Annotated in this window: 15 protein-coding genes; 14 read left to right on the forward strand and 1 reads right to left on the reverse strand. The window is 40.5% G+C overall.

Features of this window, described 5'->3' with window-relative positions:
- Window positions 1–8: 8 nt before the first annotated feature.
- From IPP86_08875 to IPP86_08900, 6 genes are all read left to right on the forward strand, one after another.
- The gene (locus IPP86_08875) at window positions 9–731 is read left to right on the forward strand and encodes a hypothetical protein (protein ID MBL0138628.1); all 723 of its coding nucleotides are present in this window, start codon (window positions 9–11) and stop codon (window positions 729–731) included.
- Between the two features lies 1 nt (window position 732).
- Window positions 733–1,779, forward strand: coding sequence for a histidine kinase (locus tag IPP86_08880; protein ID MBL0138629.1), 1,047 nt, complete (start codon window positions 733–735; stop codon window positions 1,777–1,779).
- A 3-nt stretch (window positions 1,780–1,782) separates the two neighbouring features.
- A complete protein-coding gene (locus IPP86_08885; protein MBL0138630.1) occupies window positions 1,783–2,904 on the forward strand; it encodes a histidine kinase in 1,122 nt (373 codons plus the stop codon).
- 13 nt (window positions 2,905–2,917) lie between these two features.
- Window positions 2,918–3,706, forward strand: a complete 789-nt coding sequence (locus IPP86_08890; GenBank protein MBL0138631.1) for a response regulator transcription factor — start codon at window positions 2,918–2,920, stop codon at window positions 3,704–3,706.
- A 259-nt stretch (window positions 3,707–3,965) separates the two neighbouring features.
- Complete coding sequence (locus tag IPP86_08895; protein MBL0138632.1) at window positions 3,966–4,649, forward strand: hemerythrin domain-containing protein; 684 nt, start codon at window positions 3,966–3,968, stop codon at window positions 4,647–4,649.
- A gap of 236 nt (window positions 4,650–4,885) precedes the next feature.
- Window positions 4,886–5,446 (forward strand): DUF2807 domain-containing protein, encoded by a 561-nt coding sequence (locus IPP86_08900; GenBank protein MBL0138633.1) that lies wholly within the window; start codon window positions 4,886–4,888, stop codon window positions 5,444–5,446.
- A 191-nt stretch (window positions 5,447–5,637) separates the two neighbouring features.
- On the opposite strand, the gene IPP86_08905 is transcribed toward IPP86_08900, so the two are convergent.
- Window positions 5,638–6,297, reverse strand: a complete 660-nt coding sequence (locus tag IPP86_08905) for a DUF2461 domain-containing protein (GenBank protein ID MBL0138634.1) — start codon at window positions 6,295–6,297, stop codon at window positions 5,638–5,640.
- Between the two features lie 138 nt (window positions 6,298–6,435).
- Here IPP86_08905 and IPP86_08910 point away from each other — a divergent pair, with 138 nt between their 5' ends.
- From IPP86_08910 to IPP86_08945, 8 genes are all read left to right on the forward strand, one after another.
- On the forward strand, window positions 6,436–8,784 hold the full coding sequence (locus IPP86_08910) for a hypothetical protein (protein MBL0138635.1): 2,349 nt from the start codon (window positions 6,436–6,438) through the stop codon (window positions 8,782–8,784).
- A gap of 68 nt (window positions 8,785–8,852) precedes the next feature.
- A complete protein-coding gene (gene serS, locus IPP86_08915; protein MBL0138636.1) occupies window positions 8,853–10,124 on the forward strand; it encodes a serine--tRNA ligase in 1,272 nt (423 codons plus the stop codon).
- A 26-nt stretch (window positions 10,125–10,150) separates the two neighbouring features.
- Window positions 10,151–12,016 (forward strand): tetratricopeptide repeat protein, encoded by a 1,866-nt coding sequence (locus IPP86_08920; GenBank protein ID MBL0138637.1) that lies wholly within the window; start codon window positions 10,151–10,153, stop codon window positions 12,014–12,016.
- 31 nt (window positions 12,017–12,047) lie between these two features.
- Entirely contained in the window at window positions 12,048–12,353 is a 306-nt protein-coding gene (locus tag IPP86_08925; protein MBL0138638.1) for a DUF4286 family protein, read from the forward strand.
- Window positions 12,350–13,198 (forward strand): DUF1571 domain-containing protein, encoded by an 849-nt coding sequence (locus tag IPP86_08930; protein MBL0138639.1) that lies wholly within the window; start codon window positions 12,350–12,352, stop codon window positions 13,196–13,198. Before IPP86_08925 ends, IPP86_08930 begins: the two co-directional genes overlap by 4 nt.
- A 41-nt stretch (window positions 13,199–13,239) precedes the next feature.
- Window positions 13,240–14,019 carry a 16S rRNA (adenine(1518)-N(6)/adenine(1519)-N(6))-dimethyltransferase RsmA gene (rsmA, locus tag IPP86_08935; protein MBL0138640.1) on the forward strand — a complete coding sequence of 260 codons (780 nt, stop codon included), beginning with the start codon at window positions 13,240–13,242 and terminating at the stop codon, window positions 14,017–14,019.
- A gap of 17 nt (window positions 14,020–14,036) precedes the next feature.
- Entirely contained in the window at window positions 14,037–14,990 is a 954-nt protein-coding gene (locus IPP86_08940) for a hydroxyacid dehydrogenase (GenBank protein ID MBL0138641.1), read from the forward strand.
- Between the two features lie 177 nt (window positions 14,991–15,167).
- On the forward strand, window positions 15,168–18,197 hold the full coding sequence (locus IPP86_08945; GenBank protein MBL0138642.1) for a T9SS type A sorting domain-containing protein: 3,030 nt from the start codon (window positions 15,168–15,170) through the stop codon (window positions 18,195–18,197).
- Window positions 18,198–18,202 lie beyond the last annotated feature (5 nt).

Genomic DNA, 18,202 nt, shown 5'->3' on the forward strand with positions numbered 1-18,202 from the left:
ATTCATAGATGAAAGCAGAAATTTCAAACTTATTGGAAATTAGTTTTGTGTTGTTGACCTTTATTTTGTTCGCTCTTATTGTGTGGGCTGTTAAAATGATTCGATTGAAAAGAGGGGAGGAGCAAATTCACGCAAGGAAAGGAACCTTAAAAGTTGGAGCTGTATTAATTGTTTGGTTAATGGGATTAAAGCAATTATCCGGTATGCATTTTCTGGATAACTGGACTTCCATGCCTCCGCATTTTCTTGTTTTGATTGTTCCGCCTTTGATTGGAATATTTATACTATTCTTTTCACCTCGTTTCAGTAAATTTCTTGAATCAGTGCCTACTCACTGGCTGGTTTACATTCAATCGTTTCGGATTTTCATGGAGTTGATTCTTTGGGGATTGTTCCTTGAAGGTGTAATTGGACAGCAAATGACCTTTGAAGGAAGGAATTTTGATGTGCTGGTTGGTATTACAGCTTTGCCCGTAGCTTATCTGATTGCCAAAGGAAAATTTAAATCGAAGTCCGGAATCATTGCCTGGAATATATTCGGTCTGATCATGCTGGGAAATATTGTTGCAGTCGCGATTTTATCAACACCTTTACCTTTTCGTATTTTTACAGAAGGCCCGGCCAATACGATGATCGCATATTTTCCATTTGTATGGTTGCCGGGATTTGTAGTGCCGGTGGCTTTTGCAATGCATCTATTCTCAATCAGGAAAGCGCTTCAAAGAAACTAAGATGCAAAGACAAACACACAATCCGGATTATTTTCTGAACGATTCCTTGTTCAGGATGATCGGTATTCCGGTTGTCGCCGTACTGGCAGCTTATGTTTTTTACAGGGATGCATGTACCACCTATCATGTATCGATGCTGACGGCGTTCGTTGTATCGCTCACCATTACAATTCTGATTTGGGAGTCAAACAGGAAAGTGATGTTGCAGGTACGGAAGAGATATCCGGATGTAGCCCATACGGGAAAACGGATTTTGTTATCACTGCTTTGTTTCGCTGTTGTTACTTCTTTTATTTCATTCGGGACCAGTTTTCTACTGAACCAGCTTAATATCTGGCATCACCAGGTGAGCACTGATGTTATCATTCACGATTATGTTATGGACATGGTTTTTGTAGTGATGGTTGGTGGTACCTATGAAGCAATTTATTTTTTCCGCAAATGGAAAGTTTCATTTTTGGAAGCCCAGGAATTGAAAAAGGAGAATCTGCAGAGTCAGTTGGATGCTCTCAAAAATCAGGTAAACCCTCATTTCTTATTCAATAGTTTGAATACCCTTTCATCCCTGATTGAAGAAGATAAGGAAAAAGCACTTGTTTTTGTGGATGAATTGTCAAGAGTATACAGATATCTGCTACAGAATAATGAAAGCAAGCTTACATCCCTTGAAAATGAAATGCAATTTGCCAAGGCTTACTTTTTTTTACTGCAAACCAGATTTGGGGAAGGTGTGAAATTGGAAATCGATGTAGAATCATCGTATTTTGTGAATAGTATTCCACCGCTTACTTTGCAGATTCTGCTTGAAAACGCTGTGAAACACAACCAGGTTTCCGTTTCAAAACCTTTATGTATAAAAGTGTATACAGACGACAAGGACAATTTGTGTGTCATGAATAATTTACAGAAAAAAATTCAAAAAGTACCTTCCGGAAAACTTGGTCTTGCGAACATTTCAGCGAAATACAAATTACTTAATCAGCCGGAAGTTGTGATTCAGGAGACCAGGGATCAGTTCAAGGTTGTTTTACCACTCATAGCACATTAAACGATGGAAAAACTCAATGATAAGTGGCTTCGGATAGGTGGAATAACTATTCTGAATTTATTCCTGAATATTTTCTTCTACCTCGATCTTGTACATGTTAAGCACATTCCGTTTTTGAAAGTGTTTTTACTAAGCACCGCTTATGTTATTATTTCCTGGGAAGTCACACGTTTTGTGATTTTGCTGGTTCGAAAGAAGTTTCCGGGAATTCTGAATACAAGAAAGCGGATAATAAATCTTGGAATCTATGTGACAGCTGCCACCCTAGCCATTTCACTCTTAAAAGTTGAATTTATTTCCGGAGTGGATTTTTACAACATGGGTGATACACCTCAGGATCATCCTGTGATTTTTGAGTACCTGTATAGTTTCGGAATGAATATGTTTTATGCTTTGATCATTACCGGTATTTATGAATCCCTTTATTTTTTCAATCAATGGAGAAAATCATTTTCAGAAATGGAGCAGCTTAGAAAGGCAAATCTTCAAAGTCAGTTTGACTCGCTCAAGAACCAGGTGAATCCTCATTTTCTGTTCAATAGTTTGAATTCACTGAGCTCACTTGTTGAAGAAGACAAAGAAAAAGCGGTTCAATTCATCGCTGAATTGTCGAGGGTGTATCGTTATCTTTTGCAAACCAATGAGAAGGAGTTGACTACACTAAGTGCAGAGCTCGAATTTATTCAGGCTTATTATTTTCTCTTGCAAACACGGTTCGGAAATGGTGTAAAACTGGTGGTGGATGTGTTTCCGAGTTTTCGTGATTTCCTTATTCCGCCCTTAACACTTCAAATCCTTGTGGAAAATGCAGTCAAGCATAACGTGGTTTCTACTAACAAACCTTTGATTATCCGTATTTCTACAGATGCTCTGGGAAATCTGATGGTGGATAACAATTTGCAGAAGAAGACACAATCTGTCCCAAGTGGAGGAATGGGGCTTGCAAATATTACTTCAAAGTATAAGTTGTTGAATCAGTCTGAGGTGATCATCAGAAGCACAGATGATAATTTCCAGGTTAAATTGCCATTGATCAGTCCGCAAATGCCATATGATCCATTCGAAGCAGGATTATCATTAAAACGCGAAGTACCGCCAAGTTCACAACCCTCAATCCAGTTATAAAATGAGTCAGCAATTGAATATTTTATTGGTTGAAGATGAAGATCTCGCCGCGAAGAAGTTAAAAAAAATGCTTTTCGAAATTGACGCGGATATGTGTTGTATCGGAATGACCGACAGCATCGAAAGCTCAGTGGAATGGCTCAAAAGAAATGGTTGTCCTGATTTGATTTTCATGGACATTGAACTGGCCGATGGACAGAGTTTTGAAATTTTCTCCAGGGTAGATGTTCAGTGCCCGGTCATTTTTACTACGGCTTACGATGAATTCGCCTTGAAAGCGTTCAAAGTTAACAGTATTGATTATCTCCTGAAGCCCATAAAGCCTGAAGAATTGAAAGTTGCATTGGATAAATTTAAAAACCTGAGAAAACAATCTGTGGCAGAGGATAAAAAATCAGGGACTCAGCAACAAAGTATAGAGCGATTGGTTGAAACGCTCGTTGCACAGCAACACGGTGAAAAGTACCGTAACCGGTTTCTGGTAAAATCCGGACAACGACTCATGCCCATCGGATCAGAATCAATTTCTTATTTTTTTACCGAAGATAAGATTGTGTTTATGCGGACAAAGGAGAATAATAAATTCGCGATGGATTACACGCTCGATGAGCTGGAGCAGCAGCTGGATCCAAGGCATTTTTTCAGAGCCAATCGTCAGTATATTCTCAATTCAATTTGCATTGATGAAATTCATACCTGGTTCAATGGAAAGCTGAAAGTAACCATCAAACCCAAGCCGGATGAAGAAGTAATTGTAAGCCGCGAGCGTGCGGGAGATTTTAAGGAGTGGCTGGGAGAGTGACATTGATTTTAGATTGTAGCTTTTTGAATTTAGATTGATTTGATACGCAATGATAATTTGTTGTGTGGAGAAAGATAAGCCCGGATAATCTCCGCAACAATCATCAATCTAAAATCTAAAATCAACAATCAGCAATCAGCAATCCTAAATCCATCCGTTTCATCCGTCTTTTTCTACGTTTCATCTGAATTTACTTTTGTAGACATTTAGGTCTTGTCATTTTTGGGGAATAAATTATTAACCCCTAAAAAGAAGACAAATGACAAATTTCTCTCGTCCGGATGTTTACCGGAACATTCACAAAGCGATTCGTAAAGCAATGTTTGATTTTGCCTATACGCTTGGCCGTTTGGACATTGAACAGGCACCCTCCCGGAAAGTAATGAAAGACAGGTTTGATGAATTGGTACATCTCCTCGACATGCATGGCCACATGGAGGATGTATATTCTTTGCCTTTGCTTGAAATGAAAAAACCGGGTTCTACCAGACATAATGAGGAAGAGCATGTTCAAATTCATGGAGAAATCGAAGGATTAAAGCTGCAGCTAAGTTCACTATTAGATGCAACTCCTGAAATTCGCAGAGATATTTACTGGAACTTTTATTATGCCATTAATAAATTCATCAGTGGTTACCTGATGCATATGCAAATGGAAGAGATTGTTATGACCAATTTGTTTTATGAGTTGTGTTCTGATGATGAAATCATGGGTATGACCGCGGCAATTATCGGAAGTCTTACTCCTGCTGACTCAATGCTTGTTGCGCGTTTTATGATTCCTTCCATAGAGCCATTTGAACGTTTGCATATGATGTCCCAAATCCAGGTCACTGCACCGCCGCAGGCATTTGAGGCGCTTTTAAATCTTTGCCGTGAAATTCTATCAGCGGAGGAATTTGAAGCTTTACAGAACGGTTTGTTTGCTGATTCATCTCTTTAATCGGATTGGTATTTCTGAAATTATGTTAACAAACCCGTGGCAAATCATAATTAAATGTTAAGGCTGTAGTAATCCCAACGTTTCATCCGTCTAAATCTACAGTTGAGCAACATTGCTGAACCAAAAGCGTTTCCGTCGCCGTTAATTTGCATACGTAATTCAAGAAATAAATTATACACCTCTCACCCGGAAATAACTCATAACCCCAAAGAGTTAAATCCACAAAACCTGATAAAATGAAACATGTAAAAAGACTATTCGCAATTGTTGCCGGGTTCGTTATGCCTGCACTTTCTTTTGCTTCTGATTCTTCAGCAATCATTACTGAAGTTCGTACTTCTCAGCCATATCACGCCATTGTGATGGAGGGCAATGCTAAAATTACGCTTGTTCAGGATGAAGCACCCGGTTTGTCGCTTACCGGTACAAAGGATCAGCTGTTGAATATGACTACATATCTTCGCAACGACACTTTGTACATTTTGCAAACCAACAATTATGATGTGGACGGCAAGAGAACAGAAATCCTGATCAATGTGGATGATCTTACCTTACTGTATGTTAAAGGGAATTCGCTTGTCGAAGCTTATGGATACATCAATACGGATATTCTCAGTATTAAAGTAGACAAAGGCGCGATTGTGAATCTCGACGTTCGTGCTTTAAAAATTAAATCGGAGGTTCTGGGATGTGGTTCTATTCACCTGAGCGGAACTGCAGGTTCTTTTCTGAGTGATTGCGAAGGTTGTGGATTACTTGACATGCATGATCTCAGTGTACTGGATACGAAGAGTTGAAAAGAGTTGTTTATTGTTGAATGCCCCCGTGAATTGTTTTGGTTAAGTAAAATGAGGTTTCATTGTGGTAGATGAACCTCGTCCCGCACCGGTAACGGTGCGGGATTTTTTTTAGTGAAGGGTGAAGAGTAAATAGTGAATAATGCTGGATATGTGGTATCGGTAGCTGTTGATAGTGGATTTTAAATTTATCAGCTAATCGCAACTTTCAGAAAATTCAGCATAGGAGCCATGATTTTTGCGCCCTTACCGATTTCTTTTACAAAATTTTTATTGAGCACTTCGGTGTCCTTGAAAGGATGCCAAACAATGAAGCTTGTTAATTTTAGCAATTCAATGTCTTTGTGTTCTTTGGGATACCCTTTGGGAGTCGTTTTTAATTTATAGGACTGATCAAAAGTTCCATAGTATTTTTTAAAAGCAGGATTGCTGATCACTTTATTAATATCCTTGCCATTATAATCGATTTCCTGTCGTATTTTTTTCAACTGATCACCCGGGGGCATCCAGAGTCCGCCTGCCAGAAAAGAATTACCTGGTTCCAGATGCAGATAATATCCGGGCATCATTACTTTTTTTCCTCCCGCATTGATACTTGCACCCATGTTTGTTTTGTATGGGCGTTTATCTTTTGAAAATCTGACATCCCTGTAAATTCTGAAAACGCAATCCTTGGCTGACAGTCCGGCCAGCGTTTTGTCGAATTTTACCAATTCGGCGATCACTTCATTTACCAGAGTGCCAACATCGTCTTTAGCAGCCAGGTATGCATCCTTATTTTTGTCGAACCAGTCTTTATTATTATTTTTTTTAATTGATTTCAAAAATCGGAATGTAGCAGGACTCAGCATATTTGTAGGATTTGAATTGTATTTTCTCTTGCCCTAAAAATACAAAATTTGTAATTGTATTTTGCCAAATGAACTATTGAAGGAAATTGTACTTTTGAGCGGTATAGTATTTGCTCTGGCAAATAACCATTCTATTTTATGAAAAAACTCCTCGCTTCTTCTTTATTATTTTTCATGCTGTATAGCCTTCAGGGCCAGCCAAGAGTCATTTACAGGGAACAAAAACATTTGACTTATACGTTTCGGTATCAGCAATCAGGATCTGCGGAGGTAAATCAGGTACTTGCTTTACTGGCCCAGGCTCAAGGTATGCGGCCCGGTTCCTACAGTGAAATACCCCTGGAATATGACCTATTAAAAGAAATCTCGCGCATAGGAAGAACAGAATGTATTGCAAGTGCAACTTTTTCGGGTATCCGTATCACCCGGGAATTAAAAAACAGGGGATTTGATTTAACGGAAATGCTCATGCCTGTAACGGTAAAAATGGCAATTCATGTTCCAATAAACTTAGGCGGTGACGCTGCTCCCGGAATCCGAAAAGAGCTTGCAATCCAAAGTGGAAAAACAGGTGACGCTTCTTTTGCCTATGCAGACTCAGGATCGAATACTCTAAAAGTGGATGTGACTCAGGTTGAATTTTTATTTGCTCCAAATACATTTGGAAAACTCAGGGATCGCCTTGCGATGATTCAAAATTACTATTCAGCTGATGCAACATTACAACAGCTTTATCTGAACTTAGCATCAATCCACCCTGAGGATATCGGTCAATTGGATGCCAGCCTTGGGATGCTCGGAAATGTTGATCAACAAATTGTAAACCTCGACGTCTACAATTTTCCCGGTCAGTTGGATCTTTTCACTACAGATCCGATTCATTTTGTGGACAGGATGCAGGATCTGAAGCGCAAAGCCGATGACATGAGGATACGATTGATGAATACCAAGGCTAACCTTTATATTCATTTTTATAATATCGGAATTGATTTGCTCTCAAGGGGCCGCAAGGAATCCGCAAAATCAGCTTTTAGAAGATCGCTAATGGAGAACCCTCGTTTTGCTCCTGCAGCATACCAATTAGCTGAGATAGATTATGAAGACGGTTATGTCAACGAAGCAGAGTGCCGGGTGCTGGATATTATCCGTGAAATGGATCCTGATCCGGAGACTCGCCGAATGACAACCAATCTTGCAAAATCTATATATGAGAATTATCTGAGTCAGTCCGATCGCCAGTATCAGTCACGCCATTTGAGGGAAGCACTTGATTATTTAGTCAAGGCAAATCATATGTGTGTTTCTGTTGGCGGTGTGATTTGCGATAGCCGGATTGATGAAGGATTCAGAAAGGTACGGACCGGGATTTATCAGGGCTATTTGGACGAAGCTAAATCCAGTTACCAGAATGGGGATCTTGCACAAGCGGAAAATATTTTATCGAAGGCTGTACGTTTTCAGAAGGATTATCCGAATGATGTGCTTTCCGCGAATGAAGCACTGGACATGTGGAAAGGGGTTCGTCAAAAAAGATATGACAATTTAATCCTGGAGGGAAAATCACTTTTTTCTGAACGTCAATACAATTCTGCTCTTAAAAAATATGAAGAAGCGTCTTCCTTGCAACAACAGTTTTCACTCGTACCGGTAAATGAAATCAATGAATTGAAAAGGAGTTCTGCCAAGCCACTGGTCCTTCAAATGATCAGGGAAGGACTTGACAAAGCATCTCAGAACGATCTTGCAGGAGCCCGTAAAATTTCCAATGAGGCGATTGCTTTTCAAAAGAAGTATAATCTTCAGGAAGATTCAGAAGTAGTTAAGTCATTTCAGGATCTAAAAACAGGAATATTCTCCCAGGAGTGTCAGAATGCTCAGGTTACTTACGATTCAATGTTTTCCGAGGTTAAGAATCAATTGATACTCCTCGATTATTTTAAAGCCGATGAAAAAATTCGGGAAGCCACTAAATTTTTACAGGATAATGTAATGTGCAGTCTGAATGACGGAGGTATTCAGTCCATCCGGGACAGCATTCTGCCAGCGGTTACCTATCAGACACTGATTCATCAAGTATTTGATTATCAGAGCCAAAAGCGCTACCAGGAGATGATTGACCGTTATCTTGAAGCGGGAAGCTACTTTATCCAGTTTTCGGTATCAGGATTTGGATTGAAACATGCGGGCATAGACGATTTCGCTGTTTCCAAATGCAATAATTATTTTCTGATGTTTCTGGCAGATCAATATACTTCGAAGTCGGAATATGATAAGGCTCTTGTTTTGTATCGGCAATTGTTATCCAGAGCTTATTCGTCCTCCAATTACAAAGCCGGTTTGGAGCGGTTGGGGATTCAATTGGGGCTCAAAGAAAAGGGGATTACCGGAGGGAAAGACTGGAAAACAGCAGCCCAAAAATATACTCAAGGAGATAAGCGTTTGAAATACCTGGAAAAGGGTTTCAAAAAAGGTTGGAAACAAGGCTAAAAACATCCTGTGGTCAGCATGGAATGAGGAGGCAAAAACGTATTTTTGCCTCTTCTTATATCCATTCTATGCTTCAGATCAGTGTCCTCCGTGAGAAACCGGAATTTGTCATCGAAAGACTTGCAGTCAAAAACTTTGATGCGAAAGAACTTGTGAACCTTATTTTATCCATCGATGAGGATAGAAGAAAAATCCAGAATGAACTCGATGGCCTTTTGAATCAGCAGAATGTGCTCGCCAAGCAGGTTGGAGATTTGTATAAAAGTGGAAAGAAGGCAGAAGGTGATGATCTCAAAAACAAAAGTGCGGCATTAAAAACTTCATCTCAGGAACTGAGTGAAAAGTTAAGCGCGACCGAACTTCAGTTGCAACAGGAGCTTGTGAAATTGCCGAACCTCCCATCTGAAATGGTTCCTTCCGGCAGGACACCTGAAGACAATGAAGTGGTGCATCAGGAAGGTGCTATTCCAAAATTACATGCAGATGCAAAGCCGCATTGGGAGCTGGCATCCAAATACGATATTATTGATTTTGAACTGGGCGTAAAACTTACCGGAGCAGGGTTTCCTGTTTACAAAGGAAAAGGAGCGAAATTACAGCGCGCGCTCATCAATTATTTTCTGGATAAGGCGACAGCTGCAGGATTCCGCGAAATCCAGCCACCGATCCTGGTGAACAGGGATTCAGGATATGGAACCGGACAACTTCCTGACAAAGATGCACAGATGTATCATGTACAGCTGGATGATTTTTATCTTATTCCAACAGCTGAAGTTCCGGTTACCAATATTTACAGAGATGTAATTGTAAAAGGTGAAGATCTGCCGGTCATGCTCTGCGCTTACACTCCTTGTTTCAGAAGAGAAGCAGGTAGCTATGGAAAAGATGTGCGTGGATTAAATCGTTTGCATCAATTTGATAAAGTTGAAATTGTACAGGTGCAGCACCCTGAAAAATCCTATGAAACACTGGATGCGATGGTGGAGCATGTTGCCGGATTGTTAAGGGCGTTGCAGTTGCCTTTCCGGATTTTGAGATTGTGTGGTGGAGATATGAGTTTTGCTTCCGCCCTGACTTACGATTTTGAAGTTTTTTCAGCGGCTCAGCAAAAATGGCTGGAGGTAAGCAGTGTTTCCAATTTTGAAACCTTCCAGGCCAACCGAATGAAATTGCGCTACCGTACGGGAAGTGAAAAACCGGCTCTGGCGCATACGCTGAATGGCAGCGCCCTGGCTTTACCGAGAATAGTTGCTGCACTTTTAGAAAATAATCAAAGTGCAGATGGCGTTCATATACCTGATGCGATCCGTTCTTATACGGGATTTGACATTATCAATTGAAAAACCGGAATCTAAATCTATCACGAATGATGATACTGAAAAAACAATCATGGCTATTCAACAGGTGTTTTTTACACAAAGGAATAGTTTTATTGCTATTCAGTTTCATGTTTTCGTCCGGAGCTCTCATTGCACAAACCGGAAAAGAGCGTCAACTGGCGGATCAGTATCTCAATAATGCGGAATACGACAAGGCAGCTGAGTTATACGATAAGCTATTCGATAGGGATCCTTTCGGTACTTATCCAAATTATCTCCGTTGTCTCCTTTCGATGAAGTCCTATGACAAGGCAGAAAAACTGGTACGAAAGATTTCAAAGAAACAGCCGGATAATTTAAGCTATGGTGCTGATCTTGGTTTTGTGTATTTGTCATCGGGTCAGGAACAAAAAGCGAATGATCAGTTTGAACGCACCATAAAATTACTTCGTCCGGATCAGGGAATGATTTTGTCGTTGGCAAATGCATTTTCGATGCGACAGGATTGGGATCATGCTCTTGCGACGTATATCGAAGGAAAAAAATTATTACGCGAGCGTTACAGTTTCAATTTCGAAGTCGCGGAGGTGTATTATCAGAAAGGTGATTATACCGCGATGATCAATGAGTACCTCGACGCTGTTGAAGAAAATCCGATGGTTCAGCAACAGGTTCTTAATATTCTGCAAGCCAGAGTTGGCTATGATCCTGAAAATAATCGCGGCGATCTCTTACGAACCTCACTGCTCAGAAGGATTCAAAGAAGTCCTGATCAACCTATTTTTTCAGAAATGCTCATCTGGCTTTTTGTTCAACAGAAAGATTTTGAGTCGGCCTATATTCAAGCCAAAGCTCTCGACAAAAGAATGAAGGAAGATGGTTCCCGGGTACTTTCACTCGGAAGTCTGGCCGCTTCGAATCAGAATTATTCCGCCGCGATCAATTGTTATCAGTATGTTGTTGACAAAGGGGTAATGAATCCAAACTACATTCCGGCGAAGATGGAATTGCTCAATACATACAACAAGAAGATTACAGAAGAAAATAATTTTACAAGTTCCGACTTAGAGAAACTGGAAAAGGATTACGAATCAACGTTGTCGGAATTGGGTCGTTCAGCCAGGACAGCGGGATTAGTGAGGGGTCTGGCTCACCTGCGCGCATTCTATCTGGATCGTGCGGATTCAGCGATTGCCGATCTGGAACAGACCATTGATTTCAATGGAATCTCGAAGCAAACGCAGGCAGAATGTAAGCTGGAGTTGGGTGATATACTTTTGTTTGAAGGGAATGTTTGGGATTCAGATCTTTTGTATGCTCAGGTGGATAAAGATTTTAAGCATGACGTTTTAGGTCAGGATGCAAAATTCCGGAGTGCACGTTTGGATTATTTCCGTGGAGATTTTTTATGGGCGCAGGCTCAGTTGGATGTATTGAAATCGGCCACTTCGCAACTAATCGCTAACGATGCATTATCACTTTCACTGCTCATCCAGGATAATATTGGTCTCGATTCTACTATGGATGCTTTGATGTTGTATTCTAAAGCGGACTTACTCAGCTTCAGAAATAGAAATGATGAGGCGCTGGCAATACTGGATACACTCCTGGCAAAATACCCGGATCATTCACTTACTGATGAGGCCTGGTATAAAGCGGCCAGAATTATGGATGCTAAACACGATTGGAAATCGGAAGATAGCCTCTACCAGAAAATCGTTGAAAAATATGGAGAAGATGTTCTTGCCGATGATGCATTGTTTCACCGTGCGGAATTAATGGAAAATAAATTTAAAGATTCTGCGAAAGCAATGGAATTGTATCAGGAACTTCTGACAAAATATCCCGGCAGTTTGTTTGTCGTGGAAGCACGAAAACGTTTTCGTGCTTTGCGTGGCGATGTGCTGAATTAATTTTTATTCAAGCTTACGAATCAATTCAATTATGATTATTTATAACGTTACTGTGAATATTGACAATTCAGTCGGCGAAGAATGGCTGAAATGGATGCGCGATAAACATATTCCTGATGTTCTGAAAACAGGAATGTTCAGTAAAAGTTCCATCTTGAAAGTGATGGGAGATGAAGATTCGGGCGGACAAACGTATTCGATACAATATACGTGTGAATCACTTTCCGTTTATGAACGATATGAAAAGGAGTTTGCTCCCGCGCTTCGCGACGAACACAACAAGAAGTACAAAGATAAATTTGTTGCTTTTCGCACATTGCTAGAAGTGATTCAATGACGCGTTTCTTTCTGCTTTTTTTATTCGTTTTTAAGTATTCTTATAGTCAGGCTCAGGAAAGCAGGGAGCGTCTGATCGTAAACAACATGATTGCTGCCTGTAAGTCGATGCGGACGGGTACATTTATTTTGAAATCAACGGAGCGTTTAAGGGACGGGCAATTGCATGAAAGTGAGATTTTGGTGAAACAGCAAACTCACCCACGAAATCTTTATTTGTACTGTATCTATCCAAATCCCGGAGCGGAAGCATTGTGGAGGGAAAATCTGATGGAGGAGAAGATGCTGATCAACCCGAATGGATTCCCTTATGTAAATCTGAAACTCAGTCCATATTCAGCACTGATAAGAAAGGAAACGCATCATACTGTTCATGAACTTGGATTTGACTACCTGATGAACCTGATTGGTTATTATACCAAACAACTCGGACCGGATTTTTATTCATATCTGAATATTTTAGACACTGTTACCTGGGAAAAAAGATCCTGTATCCGCTTAACATTTGATTACACAGATTACAAGACCCTCGATTATACAGTAAAAATTGGCGAAAACATAACATCGATTGCACTGAAGCTGCATCTCAATGATTTTTCAATTTTGCTTTTAAATCCTGCTGCAAAAAATTATGACGATGTACAACCCGGTCAGGTGATTCGCATCCCTAATTTTTATTGTCGGAAAATAATATTTACCATTGATCGGATCCATTGGCTCCCTTTAAAGCAGGAAGTATATGATGAATCCGGTTTGTATGAGCAATATGAGTTTTTAAGTTTTGTTCTGGATCCTGTAATTACTCCAATGGAGTTCAGTCCGGATTATGACAAGTATAAATTCTAAAGAATGTTCATGCTCAGCTATTGATTCCGTAACTTCACACCATGCATCAGGTAAGGGCTAAAAAACATCTCGGTCAGCATTTTCTGAAAGATCCCGAAATCGGAAAGAAAATTGTTGATTCTCTTGAAGGGAATTACAAGTATGTTCTGGAGATTGGTCCGGGTATGGGTATCCTTTCGCAATTTTTATTTGAGCACAAAGAATACGAAACTTACCTGATTGACATTGATCCGGAATCGATCAGTTATTTGCGTGAGCATTTTCCATTCAGACAGGACAGGATCATTGAAGGAGATTTTTTGCAATTTGATTTGCTGAAGAAGTTTGATCAGCCGGTGGCCATCATCGGGAATTTCCCTTATAATATTTCTACTCAAATTCTTTTCAGGGTTCTTGAGTTTAAGGATCACATCCCCGAAGTAGTAGGTATGTTTCAAAAAGAAGTTGCCGAAAGAATTGCCTCTGGCCCGGGAAACAGGGATTATGGAATTCTGAGTGTTTTGATGCAGATGTATTATGATGTTGAATTGTTATTTGTTCTCAATCAGGAAGATTTCCAGCCACCACCAAAAGTAAAATCAGCGATTTTACATTTTGTTTTAAAGCCCGGTTTCAAACCGGATTGTGATGAGAAGTTGTTTAAACGAGTGGTCAAAGTTGCATTCAATCAGAGAAGAAAAACTTTACGTAATGCATTGTCTGCAATGGTAGACAAAAATAAGATGTCAGACCTTCCATTCCTGGAATTAAGAGCCGAGCGACTAAGCTGGCAGGACTTTGTAGTCTTGACAAATGCAATTGCAAAAATTCAGCACACATAATTTAAAGATCTTTTTAAATGAAAGTACTGTTTATTGATACGGTTCATCCTCTATTGTGGGAATCACTCACTGCTGAGGGTTTTGACTGTGCTGAAGGATACACTTTATCTCGTGAAGAAATAATAAAGTTGATACCGGATTTCGACGGAATTGTCATTCGCAGTAGAATAATAATTGACAGGGAAGTTTTGGATGCCGCCAGGAAACTGCGTTTCATTGCCCGTGCAGGAGCAGGAATGGAAAATATAGATGTTAAATATGCAAGCTCGAAGAATATTCTTTGTCTCAATTCACCGGAAGGTAACAGGGATGCTGTAGGAGAGCATGTGATCGGGATGTTGCTGGCATTGATGAACAATCTTTTAATTGCCGACAAACAAGTTCGGGATGGATTGTGGTTGCGTGAAGAAAACCGCGGACATGAGCTGGGATCGAAAACTGTAGGGATCATAGGATACGGAAATATGGGCCGAAGTTTTGCAAAGAAATTAGCCGGATTTGGTTGCCGTGTAATTGCCTATGATAAGTACATATCAGGTTTTTCGGCAGCAGGTGTAGAGGAAGCCGACATGGACACAATCTTTAATGAAACGGATGTACTTAGTTTGCATGTACCACTTGCGTCTGACACAATGAAAATGGTGAATGATGAATATATTTCCCGTTTCAGGAAGAGTATATATATCGTCAATTCTGCCAGAGGTGGTTGTGTAGAAACAAGGGATCTTGTGAAGCATCTGAAATCCGGCAAAGTACTTGGAGCATGTCTGGATGTGTTGGAATATGAAGACAGTTCTTTTGAGAAGTTCAGGATAAGGAATTCTGAATTCGAACATTCAGATACCTGGCAATATCTCATTCATTCTGAAAAAGTGATTTTATCTCCGCATATTGCCGGCTGGACCATGGAATCCAATGAGAAATTATCCCGGGTACTTTTCGATAAAATCATGCTGATTCCGAAGTCTTAACACGGATTTGATGCATATGGCATGCATAGTTTAAGTTGAAAACCGGATTTGAATGCTCAATTGTAGTGTCATTCACATTTGAAAATATATTCTCACTTTAAGAGCGGATTTTTTTCTGATTTTTGTACTTTGCAACAATAAATTTATCCCCTAAGCCTTGTAAATTCAGTAAATATCATGTCATTCTTTTTAAAATTTGAAAAGATCCGCTTGTTTGTAATCCTGATCACATTGGGATTATTAACAAGTTCCAATATTATCGGCAAGCCGGGTAGTGAAATTCAATCAACACATGATGGAGGATGTCTTGTCACAATTACTCAATCAGACACTACAATTTGTGATGGTGCACAACTGACTCTGGGGGTAAGCGGAGTGTTTGTAGGCTATTCGTGGTCTACAGGTGAAACTACAGCAACAATTGATGTGTCGCCATCCGTACTCACTATTTATACTGTCACAGTAGATGATGGCGTGAGTACCTGTACAGATGCTGTTCAAATTACTGTTGCTCCGGTATACTCAAGCCAGGTGAATGCGTCTATTTGCCAGGGAACCACATACCAACTTCCTGACGGGCAATTTGTGAATTCAGCAGGAACTTACCCTGTAACACTCTCATCAATTCATGGTTGTGATTCGGTGATCAGTACTGTTCTGAGTATTCGGCCAACTTATTCGATTACACAAAATGCTCACATTTGCCAGGGTGCCAGCTATACATTGCCAAACGGTCAATCCGCGACTACTTCCGGATCATATGTAGTCACTTTGCCAACAGTCACCGGTTGTGATTCCACGATTACAACCAACCTTGTTGTATATCCAGTTTATAGTTCGAATGTGAATGCTTCGGTTTGCCAGGGTACAAATTACACTCTGCCCAATGGTACAATTGTAACAACAGCTGGCACTTACCCGGTTACACTCTCTACTATAAACGGATGCGATTCTCTCATTACAACCATTCTGGCGGTGAAGCCAACTTATTCGTCTACTATCAATGCATCAATTTGCCAGGGAAGCAGCTATACTTTGCCTAACAATCAGTCGGTAAGTACCGCCGGAACTTATCCGGTAACTTTACAAACTGTTGGGAATTGTGACTCAGTGATCACGACTAATTTAACAGTTAAACCTACTTATTCTATATCCAGGAATGCTGCGATATGCCAGGGAAGCAGCTATACACTTCCGAATGGTTCTGTTGTGAGTACAGCAGGAGTGTTTCCAACACTTTTACAAACCACCGGAGCTTGTGATTCGCTGATCACAACAACACTTACTGTTAACCCTACCTACAGCGTTTCCAGAAGCGCTTCTATCTGCCAGGGTTCGAGTTTTGTTTTGCCAAACGGACAATCTGTTACAACGGCGGGAATTTATCCTGTAACGCTTCCTTCTGTTTCAAATTGTGATTCGGTAGTGACCACAACACTTACGATTAACCCTACATATTCATTGTCGAGAAATGCAGTGATATGTCAGGGTGCTAGTTTTGTTTTGCCGAATGGTCAATCGGTGAATACTTCAGGTACGTATCCTGTCACCTTGCAAACTATAGACAATTGTGATTCTGTCATCACGACTACATTGGTTGTAAAACCTACTTATACTATCACACGAAACGAATCTATTTGCCAGGGTGAAAATCTTGTTTTACCAAATGGTCAGATTGTAAATACCGCCGGAAGCTACCCTGTTGTATTGTTTACAATTTTTGGTTGTGATTCTGTTATTACTACAAACCTTACAATAAATCCAGCTTATCATATTACGAGAAATGCATCCATCTGCCAGGGTGATAGCTACACTTTACCCGGTGGAACAGTTGTAACATCTGCTGGAAGTTATCCTGTGGCATTCCAAACGTTCAATGGATGTGATTCTATTGTTACGACTAACCTCACAGTGAACCCGGTCTTTACGGTCAGCTATAATGTATCCATTTGTCAGGGAAGTTCTTATACACTTCCGAACGGACAAGTAGTGACTACTGCCGGAACGTACCCGGTTATGCTTGGCACTACAGCCGGATGTGACTCGATGGTCACTGTGAACCTTTCTGTTGGACAAACCATTGTAAACACCCTGAATGCTTCGATTTGTCAGGGAGACTCATACATTTTGCCGAACGGACAGGTTGTAAGCCAGTCCGGAAATTATCCGATTACGTATCAGACCCCAACCGGATGTGATTCTACGGTGCTTACTGTTTTATCTGTTTTTCCGAACTACTCAAATTCGCAGAGTGGAGTGATCTGTCAGGGGGATTTCTTTACACTTCCGGATGGACAACAGGTTACTACATCAGGTACTTATGTGGTGACATTGGCGGCTGTAGGGGGATGTGATTCAACCATTACTACAAATCTTACTGTTTACCCAACTTTCAGAAGCAATACTTCTCAATCTATTTGCCAGGGCAAATCAGTTACACTTCCGGATGGAACAGTGGTTAGTACTCCTGGTACGTATGTCACAGCATTCCAGACAGTGAATGGTTGCGACAGTTCATATTCACTTGTACTTACAGTTATTCCGCCTCCTACGTTTTCATTCAATGTGGATGCCTGCCAGGGAGAAACATATTTACTTCCTGATGGAACACCTATTACTGTTTCAGGTACGTATATCAGTACATTGGATGATGTAAATGGATGCGATAGTCTCGTTTTCACCTTTGCTACATTTCATGGGTTTACAGCTCCCGTTATCAGTGGAAGCAGTTCGGTAAATGCCTTTGATGGAGCAGGTTATTCTGTCGCGGAGATTCCCGGACATTTTTATACCTGGACTGTAACCGGTGGAACTATTTCATCCTGGAATGGTGGAGATAGTATCTATGTAAACTGGCATGGAATGGGAACAGGTTTGGTGATCGTTACTGAATCAGATTCGCAGTGCGAATATTCAGATACACTGGTTGTAAATGTCGGTCCGGTAGGGATTCCTGATTATGCTGCAGAATATGAAATTCAGTTATTTCCAAATCCCACTTCCGGAAAATGCAAACTGACCTGGAAGGGTTCAGGTGCTGTACGTTCAATCCTTGTCCATGATATTGCTGGACAGGTGATCAGTCGTTATGATGATATTGATGGAATGGAAGCTGAATTGAACATCCTGGATATCGCAGCCGGGCTTTATTTTGTGGAGCTCACCGGACCTGCAATTCGACTTTCTTTGCCTTTAATCAGACAGTAAGAATT

The organism is Bacteroidota bacterium (genome assembly GCA_016720935.1).
Lineage (GTDB): Bacteria > Bacteroidota > Bacteroidia > AKYH767-A > 2013-40CM-41-45 > JADKJP01.

What these genes read in the sequence shown, in the direction of transcription:
- IPP86_08875 (MBL0138628.1), top strand. Translation starts at nt 9, where the DNA reads ATGAAAGCAGAAATTTCAAACTTATTGGAAATTAGTTTTGTGTTGTTG.
- IPP86_08925 (MBL0138638.1), top strand. Translation starts at nt 12,048, where the DNA reads ATGATTATTTATAACGTTACTGTGAATATTGACAATTCAGTCGGCGAA.
- IPP86_08940 (MBL0138641.1), top strand. Translation starts at nt 14,037, where the DNA reads ATGAAAGTACTGTTTATTGATACGGTTCATCCTCTATTGTGGGAATCA.
- IPP86_08900 (MBL0138633.1), top strand. Translation starts at nt 4,886, where the DNA reads ATGAAACATGTAAAAAGACTATTCGCAATTGTTGCCGGGTTCGTTATG.
- IPP86_08880 (MBL0138629.1), top strand. Translation starts at nt 733, where the DNA reads ATGCAAAGACAAACACACAATCCGGATTATTTTCTGAACGATTCCTTG.
- IPP86_08930 (MBL0138639.1), top strand. Translation starts at nt 12,350, where the DNA reads ATGACGCGTTTCTTTCTGCTTTTTTTATTCGTTTTTAAGTATTCTTAT.
- IPP86_08885 (MBL0138630.1), top strand. Translation starts at nt 1,783, where the DNA reads ATGGAAAAACTCAATGATAAGTGGCTTCGGATAGGTGGAATAACTATT.
- rsmA (MBL0138640.1), top strand. Translation starts at nt 13,240, where the DNA reads ATGCATCAGGTAAGGGCTAAAAAACATCTCGGTCAGCATTTTCTGAAA.
- IPP86_08945 (MBL0138642.1), top strand. Translation starts at nt 15,168, where the DNA reads ATGTCATTCTTTTTAAAATTTGAAAAGATCCGCTTGTTTGTAATCCTG.
- serS (MBL0138636.1), top strand. Translation starts at nt 8,853, where the DNA reads ATGCTTCAGATCAGTGTCCTCCGTGAGAAACCGGAATTTGTCATCGAA.
- IPP86_08910 (MBL0138635.1), top strand. Translation starts at nt 6,436, where the DNA reads ATGAAAAAACTCCTCGCTTCTTCTTTATTATTTTTCATGCTGTATAGC.
- IPP86_08920 (MBL0138637.1), top strand. Translation starts at nt 10,151, where the DNA reads ATGATGATACTGAAAAAACAATCATGGCTATTCAACAGGTGTTTTTTA.
- IPP86_08895 (MBL0138632.1), top strand. Translation starts at nt 3,966, where the DNA reads ATGACAAATTTCTCTCGTCCGGATGTTTACCGGAACATTCACAAAGCG.
- IPP86_08905 (MBL0138634.1), bottom strand. Translation starts at nt 6,297, where the DNA reads ATGCTGAGTCCTGCTACATTCCGATTTTTGAAATCAATTAAAAAAAAT.